The 14,893-nt window shown below is 65.1% G+C and carries 13 protein-coding genes; 6 read left to right on the top strand and 7 right to left on the bottom strand.

Annotated elements, in window-relative coordinates; all coding sequences use genetic code 11:
* The first annotated feature begins 19 nt into the window (after positions 1 to 19).
* The 4 genes from ACIP5Y_RS00935 to ACIP5Y_RS00920 all read left to right on the top strand — a co-directional run bounded on the left by ACIP5Y_RS00935 (position 20) and on the right by ACIP5Y_RS00920 (position 3,095).
* On the top strand, positions 20 to 436 hold the full coding sequence (locus ACIP5Y_RS00935; protein ID WP_400346425.1) for a subtilase-type protease inhibitor: 417 nt from the start codon (positions 20 to 22) through the stop codon (positions 434 to 436).
* Positions 437 to 556: 120 nt separating this feature from the next.
* Positions 557 to 688 carry a hypothetical protein gene (locus tag ACIP5Y_RS00930; protein WP_400346424.1) on the top strand — a complete coding sequence of 44 codons (132 nt, stop codon included), beginning with the start codon at positions 557 to 559 and terminating at the stop codon, positions 686 to 688.
* 137 nt (positions 689 to 825) lie between these two features.
* Entirely contained in the window at positions 826 to 2,031 is a 1,206-nt protein-coding gene (locus tag ACIP5Y_RS00925) for a DUF418 domain-containing protein (RefSeq protein WP_400346423.1), read from the top strand.
* The gene (locus ACIP5Y_RS00920) at positions 2,028 to 3,095 is read left to right on the top strand and encodes a YdcF family protein (protein ID WP_400346422.1); all 1,068 of its coding nucleotides are present in this window, start codon (positions 2,028 to 2,030) and stop codon (positions 3,093 to 3,095) included. The genes ACIP5Y_RS00925 and ACIP5Y_RS00920 overlap by 4 nt, the downstream gene beginning before the upstream one ends.
* Positions 3,096 to 3,149: 54 nt before the next feature.
* Here ACIP5Y_RS00920 and ACIP5Y_RS00915 read toward each other — a convergent pair whose 3' ends face one another.
* The 5 genes from ACIP5Y_RS00915 to ACIP5Y_RS00895 all read right to left on the bottom strand — a co-directional run bounded on the left by ACIP5Y_RS00915 (position 3,150) and on the right by ACIP5Y_RS00895 (position 8,611).
* The gene (locus ACIP5Y_RS00915) at positions 3,150 to 4,733 is read right to left on the bottom strand and encodes a Na+/H+ antiporter (protein ID WP_400346421.1); all 1,584 of its coding nucleotides are present in this window, start codon (positions 4,731 to 4,733) and stop codon (positions 3,150 to 3,152) included.
* Positions 4,734 to 4,884: 151 nt separating this feature from the next.
* The gene (locus ACIP5Y_RS00910) at positions 4,885 to 5,865 is read right to left on the bottom strand and encodes an MHYT domain-containing protein (protein WP_400346420.1); all 981 of its coding nucleotides are present in this window, start codon (positions 5,863 to 5,865) and stop codon (positions 4,885 to 4,887) included.
* Between the two features lie 158 nt (positions 5,866 to 6,023).
* Entirely contained in the window at positions 6,024 to 7,190 is a 1,167-nt protein-coding gene (locus tag ACIP5Y_RS00905; protein ID WP_400346419.1) for a serine/threonine-protein kinase, read from the bottom strand.
* Between the two features lie 120 nt (positions 7,191 to 7,310).
* Positions 7,311 to 7,691, bottom strand: a complete 381-nt coding sequence (locus tag ACIP5Y_RS00900) for a hypothetical protein (protein ID WP_400346418.1) — start codon at positions 7,689 to 7,691, stop codon at positions 7,311 to 7,313.
* A 44-nt stretch (positions 7,692 to 7,735) separates the two neighbouring features.
* Positions 7,736 to 8,611 (bottom strand): CPBP family intramembrane glutamic endopeptidase, encoded by an 876-nt coding sequence (locus ACIP5Y_RS00895; protein ID WP_400346417.1) that lies wholly within the window; start codon positions 8,609 to 8,611, stop codon positions 7,736 to 7,738.
* A 110-nt stretch (positions 8,612 to 8,721) separates the two neighbouring features.
* Between ACIP5Y_RS00895 and ACIP5Y_RS00890 the strand changes: the two genes are divergently transcribed.
* Both ACIP5Y_RS00890 and ACIP5Y_RS00885 read left to right on the top strand, forming a co-directional pair.
* Positions 8,722 to 9,948 carry a histidine kinase gene (locus tag ACIP5Y_RS00890; protein ID WP_400346416.1) on the top strand — a complete coding sequence of 409 codons (1,227 nt, stop codon included), beginning with the start codon at positions 8,722 to 8,724 and terminating at the stop codon, positions 9,946 to 9,948.
* Positions 9,939 to 10,571 (top strand): response regulator, encoded by a 633-nt coding sequence (locus ACIP5Y_RS00885; RefSeq protein ID WP_400346415.1) that lies wholly within the window; start codon positions 9,939 to 9,941, stop codon positions 10,569 to 10,571. The genes ACIP5Y_RS00890 and ACIP5Y_RS00885 overlap by 10 nt, the downstream gene beginning before the upstream one ends.
* Before the next feature lie 357 nt (positions 10,572 to 10,928).
* On the opposite strand, the gene ACIP5Y_RS00880 is transcribed toward ACIP5Y_RS00885, so the two are convergent.
* Together ACIP5Y_RS00880 and ACIP5Y_RS00875 are read right to left on the bottom strand one after the other, a co-directional pair.
* Positions 10,929 to 11,435: a hypothetical protein gene (locus ACIP5Y_RS00880; protein ID WP_400346414.1), complete on the bottom strand. Its 507-nt coding sequence runs from the start codon at positions 11,433 to 11,435 to the stop codon at positions 10,929 to 10,931.
* A 21-nt stretch (positions 11,436 to 11,456) separates the two neighbouring features.
* The gene (locus ACIP5Y_RS00875; RefSeq protein ID WP_400346413.1) at positions 11,457 to 14,459 is read right to left on the bottom strand and encodes a hypothetical protein; all 3,003 of its coding nucleotides are present in this window, start codon (positions 14,457 to 14,459) and stop codon (positions 11,457 to 11,459) included.
* Positions 14,460 to 14,893: the final 434 nt, after the last annotated feature.

The following is a 14,893-nucleotide window of genomic DNA, read 5'->3' as shown; positions in this document are numbered from 1 at the left end:
ATCGAAGTGGAGGCCGATCATGTCCCTCGGTATTCGTATGGCGAGTGCGGCGGCGGGCGCGCTCGCGGTGCTGTGCACCGTCGCACCCGCCCACGCACAGCCCACCGACGACGGCGGACCTTCCGCGGTGACTCTCACAGTGGCGAAAGGGAATTCGCTCGACAGCTCCACCGACCAGCGCACCGTACTGCTCGTGTGCGCGCCGGTGCAGGGCGGCACCCATCCGGACCCGGCCGCCGCCTGCGCGGAAATCGCCGCCGCCGGAGGTGATTTCGAGAAGCTGCGCGGTCATCCGGAGCGGTTCTGCGCCATGATCTACCAGCCGGTGACCCTCGCCGCCGACGGCGTCTGGAACGGACATCAGATCAACTACCGCCAGACCTTCCCCAACCAATGCCAAGCCGACAATCGCAGTACCACGGTCTTCCACTTCTGACCGCGGAGCGCGGGTTCCAGCCGCCGCCCGCATCCGACTGCGGCTGAATCCGGCCGTTCGGCCGAGGTCCCCGGCCCTCGCACACACATAGCGTCGGCGCCGACCGAAAGGAAGGTGTCCATGCGAAAGTCCGCTGTCGTCCGCATTCTCGCGACGCTCGCAGCGGTTCCGGCCGGTGCCGGCGTCGTCACCGCGCTCGAGGTGCGCGGCGGCGATCGCCGACGTGAGCGGGTGATCGCCGCCTTGGAGTAAGCGCTCCCACCCGGCGCGACCGTTTCCGGGGTTGACGGGGCGATGGTGCGGATCATCCATTCGGATGAGTCCGGAAGATTGGTTTCTGGCCATCCGGCGGATGTGCGAGCTACCCCGCCGCACCGAGGATGGACGCCATGAGACGACTCCCGAGCCTGGATATCCTGCGCGGATTCGCCCTCTGCGGCATCCTCTTCGCCAATGCCCCGGCCATCCTGCACTTGTCCTGGACGCGTAATGGCTCGGTGGATCCGATGGTGCGCTGGCTCGAGTTCACCGTCCACGGTCGTTTCTTCCCCCTGTTCTCGGTGCTGTTCGGGGTGAGCTTCGCGCTCATGTGGCGGTCGGCGAGCGTGCGCGCCCGGTCGCCGCGCATCGTCATGTTGCGGCGCATTCTGGTGCTCGGTGTGCTGGGAGCGCTGCATCAGCTCTTGCAGCCCGGCGAGGCGCTGCTGCCGTACGCCATCGTGGCGCTCACCCTGCTGCTGCCCGCGACCTTCCTCCCGAACCGGTGGGCAGGTCCCGTCACGGGCCTGATGGGCGTGATCCTCACCGCCTGGGCGGCCACCGGCACCGAGGGATTGCCGGCGGTTCCGGGGCTGTTCCTGCTCGGTTTCGCCGCGGGTGTGACCAGGGTGCCGCAGCGGCTGGAACGCATCGATGCGCAGATGCTGCTGCTCGGCCTGGTCCTGCTGGTTCCGGCCGTGGTGGGCGCGCTCATCCTACAGTCGGTGCACCCGGGGTTCGGCGTGGCAGCGGGCCTGGTCATGGCGCTCACCTACGCTGGCGTGGTGCTCATGCTGCTGGGTAATCGTGCCCACGGCCCGGCCGCGAAGGTCCTCGCCGCCCTCGGCCGCACCGCCCTCACCAACTACCTCCTCGCCACCGTAATCGTGGTCGCCGTGCGGTTTTTCGCCCCGCAACTGGGTCTCGCTCCCGAGGCGCGCACCGCTTGGGGCCTCACCCTGCAGCTCTGCGTACTGATCCTCGCCACCCAGGCCGCCCTCTCCCTCTGGTGGCTCGACCACTTCGCCCAGGGCCCCGTCGAATGGCTCGTCCGCCGCCTCACCTGGGCCGGCGCCGCCCCGGCGGCAGCTGCTCCGGTGATCGCGACTGCTCAGGCGGATACCGCAGCGCCGCAGGTCGTCGCTGCCGCGGCAAGTGCCGATGGCAGTGCCGGCATCGCAGCCTATGGCTACACACCGGCCGGACCCGCGGCACGCCGTGCGAGCACAGATATCTCCACCGTGCCCGACCGATCCACTCCGGCGGTGTCGTGTGGTTCGCTCACGGGACGAACCGGCCGTGGGCCTGTGATCGGTACGGACTCGGGGCCGCGGTGACGGCAGCGAATTCGGTGCTGCTCGCGGCGGGGGCGTTGCTCGCTGTGTTCGGGGCAGTGCGGGTGATGCGGGAGCCGCGGCGGATTTCGACCGGGCTGGTATTGCTGGCCGCCACTGTGCTGCTTGCGGCGTGGGCGGTGTCGGTGCTGCACATCGTGGCTCCGGGGCCGGCGCTGGAACTCGGTGTGGCGCTGATGATTCTGCTGCCCATCCTGTCCCTGCTGGCGGGCGGGGTGGGGCTGGTGGCGAATGGGGTGGTGATCACGCGGCGGGAAGGGCTGCGGATTGCGACCGCCATCGCCCCGGTGGTGGGCGTGGGGTTGATTGCTTTGCCGCTGATCGCTTATCAGGTGATCGATCCGGGGACGAATCGGCCGTGGTGGGTGCCGGTGCTGGCTGCGGCGGTCACATTGATCGGCTTGCAGATTCTGGTGCAGTTGCTGGCCTTCACCGGGTACGCGGTGTTGTATGCGCGGTTGCCGCGGCGGGTGGATTCCGATGCGATCGTGGTGCTGGGCTGCGGATTACGTGATTCGGCGGTCACGCCGTTGCTGGCCTCGCGGCTGGATCGGGCCGCCGAGGTGTATCGGTCCGAGGTGCGGCGGGGTGGTACGCCACTGCTGGTGACCTCGGGCGGGCAGGGCCCGGGGGAGACCGTGGCGGAGGCCGATGCCATGGCCGATTACCTGGAGGCCCAGGGCATTCCGCGATCCGGGATCGTGCGGGAGAACCGGTCGCGCAATACCGAGGAGAACCTCCGCTTCACGCTCCGTGAGCTACGCGGCCACGATCTGGATCCCGCGCGGCTGCGAATCACGGTGGTCACCAGCGATTTCCATGTGCTGCGCACCGCGACGCTGACCCGCCGAGTCGGCCTGAACGCGCAGGTCACCGGGTCACGTACCGCCCGCTACTTCGTCCCGGCGGCCTTTCTGCGGGAATTCGCGGCCATCCTGGTCACTCACAAGCGGGTGAATCTGGCCATTGCCGGTGTATTGCTCACCCTGGTGGGAGCAGTCGCGATCTACTCGATGCTTTCGGTCGGGCCGGTCATCTCGGAATAGCCGCTGCCGGAGATCTTTCCGTGCAGCCGGGTGCGGACGAGCCTCCGGTGCAGTTCACCTTCCGCGCAGGTCCAGGCGGCGCATCACCCGGTCGACCACGTCGGGCGGGATGCCGGGTTCGCGACGCGCGGACAGGGCCTCGGTGCGGCCGGCCTCCAGCACCTCATTGGTGATGGCGCGGATCTTGGTGCTCATGGCCAGGGCCCGGGAGTTCTCGAGACGGGCATTATCGTCGGCGGCGCCCGGATCCGCGTGTGCGAGACGACGTTCGAATCCGTCGCGGAGGCGTTCGTAGACTTCCTCGGGTAGCTCCTCGATGTCCGCGAGCTGCTTGAGGTGAGTGAGTTCCGCCTTCAGGACCCGGGTCCACAATTGACGTTCCATCACACGCTCGGCCTCGGTATCGCGGTGCACTCCGGTCGCGAGCACCACCGTCGGCAGGGTCGGTCCTTGCAGCAGCAGCGTGAACAGCACGACCGCGAAGGCGATGAAAAGGATTTCGGTGCGTCCAGGGAACGGCTGCCCGCTGTCGGTGGTGAGCGGCACGGCCAGCGCGAGCGCGACGGTGGCGACGCCGCGCATGCCCGCCCACCAGGTGACGATCGTCTCCCGCCACGTGAAGGTCTCGTCCACGTCCCGATTCCGCCTCCAGACCCGGAAGATGCTGGTGGTGAACAACAGCCAGACCAGCCGCAGTCCCACCACGACCGCGATCACCGCCGCCGCACCGCCGAGGAACCGCGGCCAATCGGGTCCGGCATCGCGTAGTACGGTACTCAATTCCAGGCCGATGAGGCCGAAAGCGAAACCGGTGACCAGCATTTCGGTGATCTCCCAGAAGGAGTCACCGACCAGCCGGAAGTCGCTGTCCCCGAAATCCGTTGCGGCATCGGCGAGATACAGCGAGCACACCAGTACCGCCAGCACCGCCGACCCGCCTCGCGAGTCCGCGATCCAGTAGGCGGCGAAGGGCAGCAATAGCCCCAGCGCTACCTTCCAGTGCGCTTCGCCGAGCTGCCCCATGATCTTGCTGCCGGCCCAGCCCAGCACCAGTCCCACCACCAGGCCGACCACGGCCGAGATGGCGAAGTCCCGCGCCGCACCCCATGCCGAGAATTTGCCGGTGACCACCGCCTGGATCGCCACCGAATAGATGACGATGGCGGTCACGTCATTGAACAGGCCCTCGCCCTCGAGCACCGCCACCAGGCGGCGGGGCAGGCCCAGCTTGCTCGCGAGCGCCGAGACGGCCACCGGGTCCGGTGGCGCCACCAGCGCGCCGAGTGCGATCGCGGCGCCGATCGGGAAGGCCGGATACCAGAGGTGGAATATCCAGGCCACGGCCACGGTGGTGACGATGACCAGCACGACGGCTCGCAGGCCGATGGCGGTCCAGTTCTCCGCGAACTGCCGCCAGGAGGTGCGTCGCGCGGCCGCGTAGAGCAGTGGCGGCAGCACCAGCGGCAGGATGATCTCCGGCTCGAGCTCGATATTGGGCACCTGTGGCAGCAGCGCCAGCACCACGCCGAAGGCGGTCATGAGCACCGCGGGCGCCTGGCCCAGCCGCTTCCCCAGCGGTTGGGCCAGAATTGTCGCGAACAGGACCAGGAAGATGAGCTCGAACTGATGGTGCGCCACGGCTGACAGTTTGCTGCCCGTATGCCCGAATGTCGAACCAAGTAAGTGCGTATGTCGAGACCTGCTCGGCGGAATGCCGAGCGCATTGCCGTCTTCCCGGCGATCCCGGCCCGGCGATTCTCAGGAAGCGGGCACGAGTCTCAGCAAGCGATCAGTATCCGGAGTGCCGACCGCCCGTGGGCAGAACCGGTCCGCCGTTCGGATTGCGCTGCGGCAGGCTCTGATTGCCGCGCAGCGCATCGAGATTGTGCTGCAGCTGTCCGGGGCGATCGTGCAGGGCCGCCAGACTGCTCGAGCCAGCGCCCGCCGCAAAGCGCACAGCGGTCGAATTCTGCTGTGCCGCAGTCCGATCGGACCGGGTCGACCGTGCCTCCGGTGCTGCCGCCGGGCTGAGTGCGGGTTCGGGCAGCATGGCGCGTTCGTCCACCTCGGTGAGCCCGACGTGAATGAGCAGCACCAGGGTCACCACGCTGACGGTGACCATGAACGGCGCCAGCAATCCCATCGCACTCGCGCCCGACGGCGTGGTCGCATGGTCGGACATATGCGCGCTCATCGAGGCCATGCCGGTGTAATGCATTCCGCAAACGGCCACACCCATGATCAGCGCGGCCGCGACTGTGGCCCAGATCCCAGTGATGACAAGGGTGAACCACAATGCGACGGTCGCCGCGACCACCGCGATGACCATGGACAGCGTCACCAGTCCCGCGTTGTAGTCGATCACCGCGTCCGTCTTCATCGCGTACATGCCCGAGTAGTGCATGGCGCCGACCGCGAGACCGGTGACGGTGCCGCCGGCGAGCAGCCGCCCGAAGCCCTTCCCGCGCGCCACGATCGACAGCCCCGACCACACGGCGACGACCGCAATCGCGGCGCTGAGCAGCGTAATCGGGATGTTGTAGCGAATCGTCGCGCCATGGATCGTGAACCCGAGCATGGCGACGAAATGCATGACCCAGATGCCGGTTCCCCCGATGGCGATCGACGCGGCGATCAGCCAGCCGGCTCGCCCGTCTCCCGTGCGGGCACGCGCCGTGCACCGGAGCCCGAGGAGCGATCCGGTGACGGACATGATGTAGGCCAGTACGGGTGTGACCCACCCGTAGCTGAAGTGGTGTATTTCCAGCACTCGAACTCCATTGCCAGAACAGGGATTTCGTCGATCGCGGCGGTGCGACGTGCGCACACTACAGGTCGGTCGTCCGATTGGGAAATTATAGGAACGAATCCTGCAAATTCAGTCCTGCGCAGTGGTGTTGCGATCCGGGTGCCGCCGGCGCGAACCGGTTACGGCTTCCGATTGCTGGGCGGCTTCCGCAGCGCGGCGATCGACGGAGCGATACGACTCTCCGCGGCCTTGCGATACCACTGGTCGGCCTCGGTCTGCTCACCCCGGCGGCGCAGCAGATCCGCGAGCGCATACATCGCGACCATATCGCCCGCCTCCGCCGCCTTCCGATACCAGAGTTCGGCCTCGGCGAGCTCGCCGCGGTTCTTCAGCATCGCCGCCAGGCGGACCATCGCGTTCCTGTCGCCCGCCTCCGCCGTACGGCGCTGCTGATACGCGGGTGAATCGGGGTCTTCGACGGGCGAATTCGACTGTTCGAGAACAGCTTCCGGGGCCGGAGCGGCAGCCGGCTCGGGAGTCAGCAGCGATAGCGCCTGCGCGATCGACGGCCGCGATTCGGGCTGCTTCTCCATCAACCAGGTGACCAGCCGCGTGAGCCGGCCCGCATGCAACGGCGCCGGCGCGATCCCGAGCATGGCCGCCACCAGCGTGCCCTGCACGGTCTTGCGGCGGAACGGCGAAAAGCCCTCGACCGCGTGATATAGCGTCACACCCAGCGAGAACAGGTCGCCGGCGGGCCGATCGTCACCGTCGATCCGCTCCGGCGCCAGATATTCGAACGAGCCGACGATCACATCCTTGGCGGTGAGCGTGTTCTCCGCATGGTCGCGGGCGATCCCGAAATCGGTGAGCAAGATCTCGCCGGTCCGGGTCAGTAAGACATTGTCCGGCTTGATATCCCGATGCACGATGCCGAGCTCGTGTGCGGCGCGCAATACCTGCAGCAGCGCCACCGCGATCGCCGCGGCCTCGTCGACCGGCACCGTCTCATCGCGGTCGAGCCGCTGTTTGAGCGACTCCCCGTCCACCAATTGCATGACGATCCAAGGCGTCTCGTCCTCGGTCACCACATCGTGCACGGCCACGATATTCGGATGATGCCGCAGCCGCGCGGCATTCCGGGCCTCCCGCTCCGCGCGCTCCACCCGTTCGGCATGCTCGGCATGCGATTCCGCGGGCGGCAGCCACACCTCTTTCACCGCGACATCGACCCGCAACCGCTCGTCGCGCGCCTTCCACACCCGCCCGAAGCCGCCGGTACCGAGCGGCTCGATCAAGCGATAGCGACCGGCCAGCACCCATCCCGGCCGCTTCTCGGCAAACATGCTCCCCCAACAACCTTTTCACTGCCGCGGCACTACCCGCGCAGTGGCGATGGCAGTGACCGTACCCGAAAAGGCCCGTTCAGGCGGCCGGGTCGGCAACGCGAAGATGAACGAACCGGCCTACTCGTCGTCGGGGAAGTAGCGCGGTGATTCCATCAGCAGCAATACGACATCGTGGATGGTGGCATCCGCGGGCACGAACCCGTGCCGCGCCGCCTCCGCCCACTCCGGCGTCGCGAGCAGGTCCCGGAAGTTCGCCTGCCCGGCGGGATCGGCGAACAGGCGGTCCACGGCCGCAAGCAGTTGTGACACTTCGGGTTTGTCCGAATCCTTGATGTCCGCGTCGGGCGGAAGATCGCCCAACTCGCGGATATCGAGCTCGGAACCCAGGACGATGCTCAGGATCTCCTGGGCGGGCGCCGTCGCCACAATGGCCTGGGACAACTGGTCACGTTCGTCATCGCTCAAGGGGCCGGGATTGCCGCTCGCAGTGGAAGACATCGAGACAGTTTAGGCCCCCGGACACCGGCGGGACGGTGAAGTCCCTACCGCCGCACGGTGAACAATGCCGCCGCGGCGACCAGCAACAGGATCGGCAAGGTGAGCAAACCCAGCGGGCCGACATAGAGCGGATCGGGAACATGATCCGACGCCGAAGTCAGCTGAGGCAGGGGGAGCGCGAACTCGTTCAGGCCGAGATGCGCGGCGACAGCGGGCCATACGGAGTTCGTGCGGATTCGGATCACGGCGATCAAGGCGCCCGCTCCCACCGCGACAGCCACGGCCGCCGGGATCGCGACGTAGAGCGGGTGCCCGGGGTAGCTGCCGCCGAGGGCCGTCATGGGCAAGTGCCACAGGCCCCAGCACACGCCGCCGATGCAGATACCGGTCACGGTGCCGAAGCGCAGGGTCAAGCGCGGCATCATGTAGCCCTGCCAGCCGATCTCCTCACCCAGATACAGCGGGAGAGAGACCACCGCGGACAGCGGGAGAGCCAGTAGCGACCACCAGGAATCCGGCCATACCGGGTGATAGACGCCGAACACGGCCGCGGGAATCAGGCCGACCAGGGTGATCGCCGGCAATGCGGCGGTCGCACACAAGCATTGGATGAGCGCACGCCGGCGTGGATGCGGCAGGCCCAGCGACAGCAGCCGCGGGACGCTACGCCAGGAATTACGCCGCAAAGTCATGGCGATCGCCACCGCGGCGGGGACGAGCATCATGGTGAAAAGGCAGGCCGCCGCCAGCGGACTCGCATGCTGAGCGGCCGCCGCACGCCGGAATCCGGTAATCCACAATGGCGTCGCCACCAGCCATGCGCCGAGGTAGACGGCGGGCAGGAAGACCCGCAACTCCTTGACGGCTTGTCTTCGCTGGGTGTTCGACTGATCCGCCAAGAGGGCATTTCGGTTCGTCATGCCCGGCAACGCTAAGCAGATCGCGCGCTTTGCACGGTGTCCCTGTCACCACGGTCGATGGTGGAGCCCGCTACACCGTCGCGATCTCACCGGAATGACAGACTCGGAGGATGCCAGTTGCGTTGTGGTGGGATCGGATCCGGTCCACGGCCGTCTCCAGCGTGGTCACGCTCGGCCGGGGACTGTATGCCGTGGCCGCGGTGCCACTGCTGCTCTACACCGCCGTCACCTGCGTGGTCGGCATCGGATTCGTGCTGGTGCCACCGCAATTGTGGCTGCTCGGGCGGATTTCGGATGCCGAGCGGAAACGGCTGGGGCGGCTTGCGGGCAATGCCGAATCTCCGGTTGGCCGGCCGTACCGGTGGCTCCCGTCGCTGGTCCTGGACCGGACCGTGTGGCGGGAACTCCGCTGGGCCGTGGTCATCCTCTTCGCCGGAACCTTCCTCGGCGCACTGGGTGTCGCGCTCGTTATCCTGCCCGTGCTGTGTTTTGCCTCGATCTGGCTGTGGTGGCTGTTCCCGCCCGACGACCCGATCCGGATCGTCGCGAACATCCCGATTACCGGCTGGTGGTCCGCGCTCACCATCGGGATCCTGCAAACGGTGATCACCACCGCGGTACTGATCGCCTGTGGCCCCCTGATCGCGCGTGCAGGCGTGCTGGTGTCGCAGGCCGCCCTGAGTCCGAGCGTCAAACAAGATCTGGCACAACAGATCGCCGTCCTCCGTCGCACCCGCTCCGGAGCCGTCGACGCCCACACCGCCGACCTGCGCCGCATCGAACGCGACCTGCACGACGGCACCCAAGCCCACCTGGTCTCCCTCGCCCTGCGCCTGGGCCTGGCTCAGCGTGCCCTGCAACGCAATCCGGCAGCGGTGGCTCCGTTACTGGAGCAGGCCCGAGCCGGCGCGGAGGCGGCAATGAGCGACCTGCGCACGGTCCTGCGCACCACCTACCCCCCGATCCTCTCCGACCACGGCCTCGACGGCGCCCTCTCCGCCGTGGCGGCCCGGTGCACCGTCCCCACCACGGTCCGGGTCGACATCGGTCAACCCCCACCCGCAGCTGTAGAGGCCGCTCTGTATTTCGTTGTCACCGAAGCCCTCACCAATACCGCCCGCCACTCCGAAGCCACCGCTGCACATGTCGACCTGCGCATGGTCGACGGCTACGTCACAGTCGAGATCCGAGACGACGGCCGCGGCGGCGTCAACGAATCTCAAGGCACCGGCATCTCCGGTATGAGGCGCCGAATGGAATCCCTCGACGGCCTGCTTACTGTCGACAGCCCACCCGGCGGTCCCACAATCCTGCGAGCGGCCTGCCCATGCGGATAGTGATAGCCGAAGACAATGTCGTTCTGGCCCAGGGCCTGGTCCTCTTGCTGCGCGAGGACGGCCACGAGGTAGTGGCCGTAACCACCGACGCCCCGTCGTTTGTCGAGGCAGTCCTGGAACACCGCCCCGAAATGACGATCATCGACGTCCGCCTCCCACCCACCTTCCGCCACGAGGGCATCCGAGCAGCCCAGCAGATCCGCGCCCTGATCCCCGGCCAGCCGATCCTCGTCTTCTCCCAATACGTAGAACACACCTACGCCCGGGACCTTCTACAAGCCGGCGGCAGCATCGGCTACCTCTTGAAGGATCGCGTAGCCCGCGTAGACGACTTCCTCCACGCCCTCCACCACATAGCCGCCGGCGGCACGGTCATGGACCCGGAAGTCCTGGACCAGTTGATAACCCGCCACGACCCCATCACGACCCTCACCCCCCGAGAACGCGAAGTCCTCGATCTGATGGCCCAGGGCTACGCCAACGCCGAAATAGCCCGCCTACTGACAGTCACCGACCGAGCCATCCACAAACACATCACCAACATCTTCACCAAACTCGACCTCCCCCCGGAAGACTCCGGCCACCGCCGAGTCCTGGCCGTCCTCGCCTACCTCAGCCGCTGACCCGGAATCGCCCCGAAAATAATCCACTCGCTCCGACCGATTTCCGCATCTGCGCAGCACCATGGTCCGCCCCAGAGATCTTCTCCGCTGGCTTCGACGTCCACCCCGACCTGCGCGAAACAGCGCCGATAGACGTGGAATTGGCCGACCTGACCTTCCTCCTCGACGCCGGAGCCAGGGTCGCCATCGTGTCCCACCAAGGAAACCACCACAGCCTTGGGAGTCGAGAATATCTTCCCATAGATCCTCTCGCTCATAACTCAGGTTGCCTCTGTCATGTTGACGGCTGTCTGTCGGACTTCTTATCCAGGTACTCGTCAACTTATTTGATCAGACTGTTCGTACGGCGGGTTCGTCTCAGTGTTCATGGAGATTTCGTGCTACGCCTCGGGATACCTCGGAGAACCATTCGGTAACCGATGGCCAGCGCTTCACGAGCTTGTAATCTCCATGCAACGTCCATACGGGAGGGTTTGGATGTGATAGTTCAGAGCCGTCGATTATTGTGAACATTTCACTCTCAAAAACTGCCACTATGAACATCTGATCTGGGTTCGTGAGCTTCATTGCATCCGGGGGGAGGCTGTTCAGCAGCTCGAGTGCAAGCCGCTTGTATGCCTTGCCTACGGCACTCACGCCGAGCGATCCAGCTACAAGTTCGTACGGTCCTGGGCGAGTGCCAATTAGCCGCAGCACATCGCGGACGGTAGTGGGAACGTGAGGAGCGTCCTGGCTGGCTGCCATTGCGTCGATATCGGAATCGTATGAGCCCGCGACATCGGTCAGATTCAGACCTTTTCGAACCAGGTTGGCGAATGCATCTAGAATTTCTGAGTTCAGTTCGAAATCTGGCTCGACGGGCACGCTGCTACACTCCATTCGATGTTAATTGTAGGGGAGGATCCTACCACGCATATCGCGAACTTCGACATCTATTCCAAACTCCTCGCGAAATTGTCTGATTACGTTCTTGCAGGAATCGCAAATAATCTTCCAGCTGGGCATTGAATCTCCTGCAGGGCGATCGACGACTATTCTGACCTTGCTGGTGGCATCAAGTGTTCCCAGTGATCCTGAACGAAGCTTATTACCCAATTCTTCGAGGATTTTCCGTTCAGAATCGAACTCTCCACTCCAGCCGCCTTCGAGTGCTGCCAGTTGGTAAGTTCCCTCTCCTTCCGAAGGCGCCCGTGTCGAACCGTCAATTCTGATTCTCCTGTTATCCAGGTATGAGTCTTTTCCGCTCATTGCGCGTAGCTGTATTGACGTGATGTTGTCTCCTGAGAGCTCCGCTGAAGCGAGCGTTCGGTTGACCGTTTCAGGGAAGGTGTGAACGTAATTATGCATGTCAATGACGTCTCGACGAAGCTCGTGAAAATCATCATGCACACGTCTCGGTTCGGGCCTGCGGCGCGCCGGAATCTCAGGTGGCGGCGAAGCTGGTTCTCGATTGGGAAGCAGTCCACGCGGCGACAACGGCCCGTTGGGTGGCTCGTGTGGGGAGCCGCCCCCTCCAACACTGTCATTCAGGCCCTCCCTAGGGCCATGTCCTCGCGCCCATCGATAGTTCCCGAGGAATTCACTGTCTGACGGGCCTGAACTGCTCACCCGGTTGACAAACACGGTTGTTTCGTTGGCTACAATCGTGAATTGGTCATCCGGACGGTTGAAATGGACTCCGGCCGTTTCGGAAGGGTTTACTGAACCGATTGATACTTGTTCGTTGAAATCGCCAGACCGGACGATTGGCTTTTCACCGGGTCTGGCGGGAGATCTGCCGCCAGGTTTCAGACCAGGACGAGCTTGGGGAGTTTCGCCTGGCCGGGCGCCGGGCCTCGTTCCTGGTGTGGGTCGTACAGGCGGTCGCGACGATGCATCGGGCGTGGTGGTGATGAGCTTTGGCTCAAGTTGTCGCTGCCCGATCGGAGGTGTGGTGGGGCTGCCGGACGGTGAGGTGTTGACTGCGACCCGACCGTCTTGAATCGTGGGCACGGTTGAACGGGCCGCAGTGCCACGTGTGCCTGCTGCAGCTGCGGTTGCTGTACTGTCCGCCGCTGTGGCGTCTGCAGTGACCTGAACCGCTGCGGTCGTAGCATCACCCACGCCTGCGGTTGCGTTACGGGCGAGAATTTCCGCGATCTTGGGAAGGACCCTGGCGCTGGCGCGGACTGCGAGGTAGCCGAGTCCTTCACCGGCCGCGGTCCAGATGATTGTCTCGGCGACGGCGTTGGTTATGGCTTTGCCGGTTTCTTCGGGAGTAGGTGGGAGGCCGGGATCAGTGGCCCAGTGCAGGCCAGTATCACTTTCGACGAGGAGCCCGCCGCCTTCGACCTTGTACATCCGCTGTGCGGAAACACCTTTGGGGACTTGGATTTCCGAGATCGAGGCTAGGTCCCCGTTCGGTAGTTCGACAACGAACGGACCTGTGGTGTTGGGGGTTACGGGGTATCGCAGAGGGCCGTCTGGCTGAGATGCGGTCGAAGGCGTCGAAGGCGAGGGGCCGTAATCCGGGCTCGACAGTGTCGGGGGTCCGTGAGGTTTGTCGGTGCGTACACCGTTGCTGCCGAATACCCGTGCTTCCTCGGCGGTCGGATTGTTGGGTAGGACTGGTGCTCCGCTGTCGTCGACGCGAATGTATTCGCCGCCGATCTCGACGATTCGGTATCCATCCGGGGTCGTGACCATGCCGTTGGGTCGGCGGTAGAACTCGAAGTACTTCTGGGTCTCCTGGTCGTAGCTGATACCGCCGGCGTTGAGGACCAGTACGTGCTCGCTTCCGTCCGCGGCTAGGACAGTGAGGCTGGTGATTCGGCCGTTCTTGTCCTTGATGACGGTGATCGGTGCGTTCGGGTTCGACATGAGTCGATCGAGTGCTTCGACCAGTTGGCGTGCGTCGCCGGCGTCGTTGATTCCCGAGCCGATGACCGACGTGGGATTGCCTGGGATGCCTGGCTTGCTCGGGTCGAGCATTTGCTGCTGGATCCGGCCGAGTTCGGTGCGGGCCTGGGTGGCTGCGTCGCCGTAGGACAGGGTTGTGGCGGTGCGGCCGTTGGGGAGTTGTTCGACATCGGTGCCGGTGTTGTTGCTGAATGTGGTGGTGAAGCCGTTTGCCAGGGTGACGGTGGTGTTGGTCTGCCAGCCGTCGGTGGTGGCGGTGATGGTCTTTTCGATTGTTCCGCCGCCGCCCAGAGATGTGGTGCCGGACTGGTTGTCGGCGAGGGCGGTGGGGAGGTCGACCATGTCGCGTGCGGTGCGGTCCGTGGCCTGTTGCTGTGGGGTCTTCCGTGTGCCGTCGGGGTTGTAGATGGTGCTGAGACTCGGCATGGCGGCGAGTGCTGCCGGGTCGATTCGATCAGGGATCTGGCTCGATTGATCCGATGCCGGTACTCCAGCCTGTTGCGCGTCTGGTTGCGGCTGTTGAGCGTTCGGTTGTGGTGCTGGATTCTGCTGCGGTACAGGCTGTTGTGGTGCCGGAGCCTGTTGTGGTGCTTGGTTTTGGGGCTGCGGATTAGGCTGTGGTGGGTTTCCTTGTTGATCCTTGGGGGATGGCACGGAGTCGATCTGCTGGCGCATCATGTCCTCGACCGAGGCGGGGACCGGACCAGAGGAGGCGCCTGGTGGCAGGGTCGGCCCGTATATGTCTCCGAAAGCGGGACCGGCGATCGGGGATGCCTGCATCGGCGTATCGCGTACGTTTGCGACGAGGTCTCGAGCGTTCTGGACGCGCTGGAACTTGCGTGCGGCGGACATCGGGGTCAATCCGTTGAAGGTATGGACCTTCTCTTGACCTGCAGGGCGCGTGTCGGGGGTGTGATCGGCAGCGATGGCGGGTGTCAAACTCGCCAGCCATCCGGGTTGACTGACCGGATCGGATAGCGGCGCCGTCATGAGTGACTTTCACATCGTGTCGTGATGCGTTGTGCTGCAGCATGGTTCGTTGCCGGTGTGGGTCTGTGACGCGGGTTGGAGCTGGATGGTTCGGCGGTTTGCTTGCCGGGCATGGGATTTGGCGGTCCTTCCGAATCTGGGCATGAAAAAACCCAAGCCCGGAGGACGGGCTTGGGTTGCAAAGATCAGATCTCGCGTTCCAGCCTGGCGCGCTGCGGCCGATGCCCCGGTGCGTGCGGACGGAGCAGTTCTGAAACCTGAGGCTGGAGAGAGGGTTTCCGGAGATTTCCGGAGGAAGGCGCAACTGTGGCGCTGCCACGAGCTTGACTTAAGCGGCGCGCAGTGTCAATACAAAAGATGACGGATCATGAGAAGGCGCAGGTAGATCGCGATGCGCTTGGCTGTAAAACGACGATTGGGCCCCGGAGCCGTAG

This window comes from Nocardia sp. NPDC088792 (assembly GCF_044750615.1).
Lineage (GTDB): Bacteria > Actinomycetota > Actinomycetes > Mycobacteriales > Mycobacteriaceae > Nocardia.
Note: the sequence above shows the minus strand (reverse complement) of the source record. Positions and strands in the feature narration are given on the sequence as shown.

Bases quoted from the DNA above. Each gene is read 5' to 3' on its own strand.
- ACIP5Y_RS00935 (WP_400346425.1), top strand. From the start codon at position 20: ATGTCCCTCGGTATTCGTATGGCGAGTGCGGCGGCGGGCGCGCTCGCG.
- ACIP5Y_RS00930 (WP_400346424.1), top strand. From the start codon at position 557: ATGCGAAAGTCCGCTGTCGTCCGCATTCTCGCGACGCTCGCAGCGGTT.
- ACIP5Y_RS00925 (WP_400346423.1), top strand. From the start codon at position 826: ATGAGACGACTCCCGAGCCTGGATATCCTGCGCGGATTCGCCCTCTGC.
- ACIP5Y_RS00905 (WP_400346419.1), bottom strand. From the start codon at position 7,190: ATGTTTGCCGAGAAGCGGCCGGGATGGGTGCTGGCCGGTCGCTATCGC.
- ACIP5Y_RS00900 (WP_400346418.1), bottom strand. From the start codon at position 7,691: ATGTCTTCCACTGCGAGCGGCAATCCCGGCCCCTTGAGCGATGACGAA.
- ACIP5Y_RS00895 (WP_400346417.1), bottom strand. From the start codon at position 8,611: ATGACGAACCGAAATGCCCTCTTGGCGGATCAGTCGAACACCCAGCGA.
- ACIP5Y_RS00890 (WP_400346416.1), top strand. From the start codon at position 8,722: ATGCCAGTTGCGTTGTGGTGGGATCGGATCCGGTCCACGGCCGTCTCC.
- ACIP5Y_RS00885 (WP_400346415.1), top strand. From the start codon at position 9,939: ATGCGGATAGTGATAGCCGAAGACAATGTCGTTCTGGCCCAGGGCCTG.
- ACIP5Y_RS00875 (WP_400346413.1), bottom strand. From the start codon at position 14,459: ATGACGGCGCCGCTATCCGATCCGGTCAGTCAACCCGGATGGCTGGCG.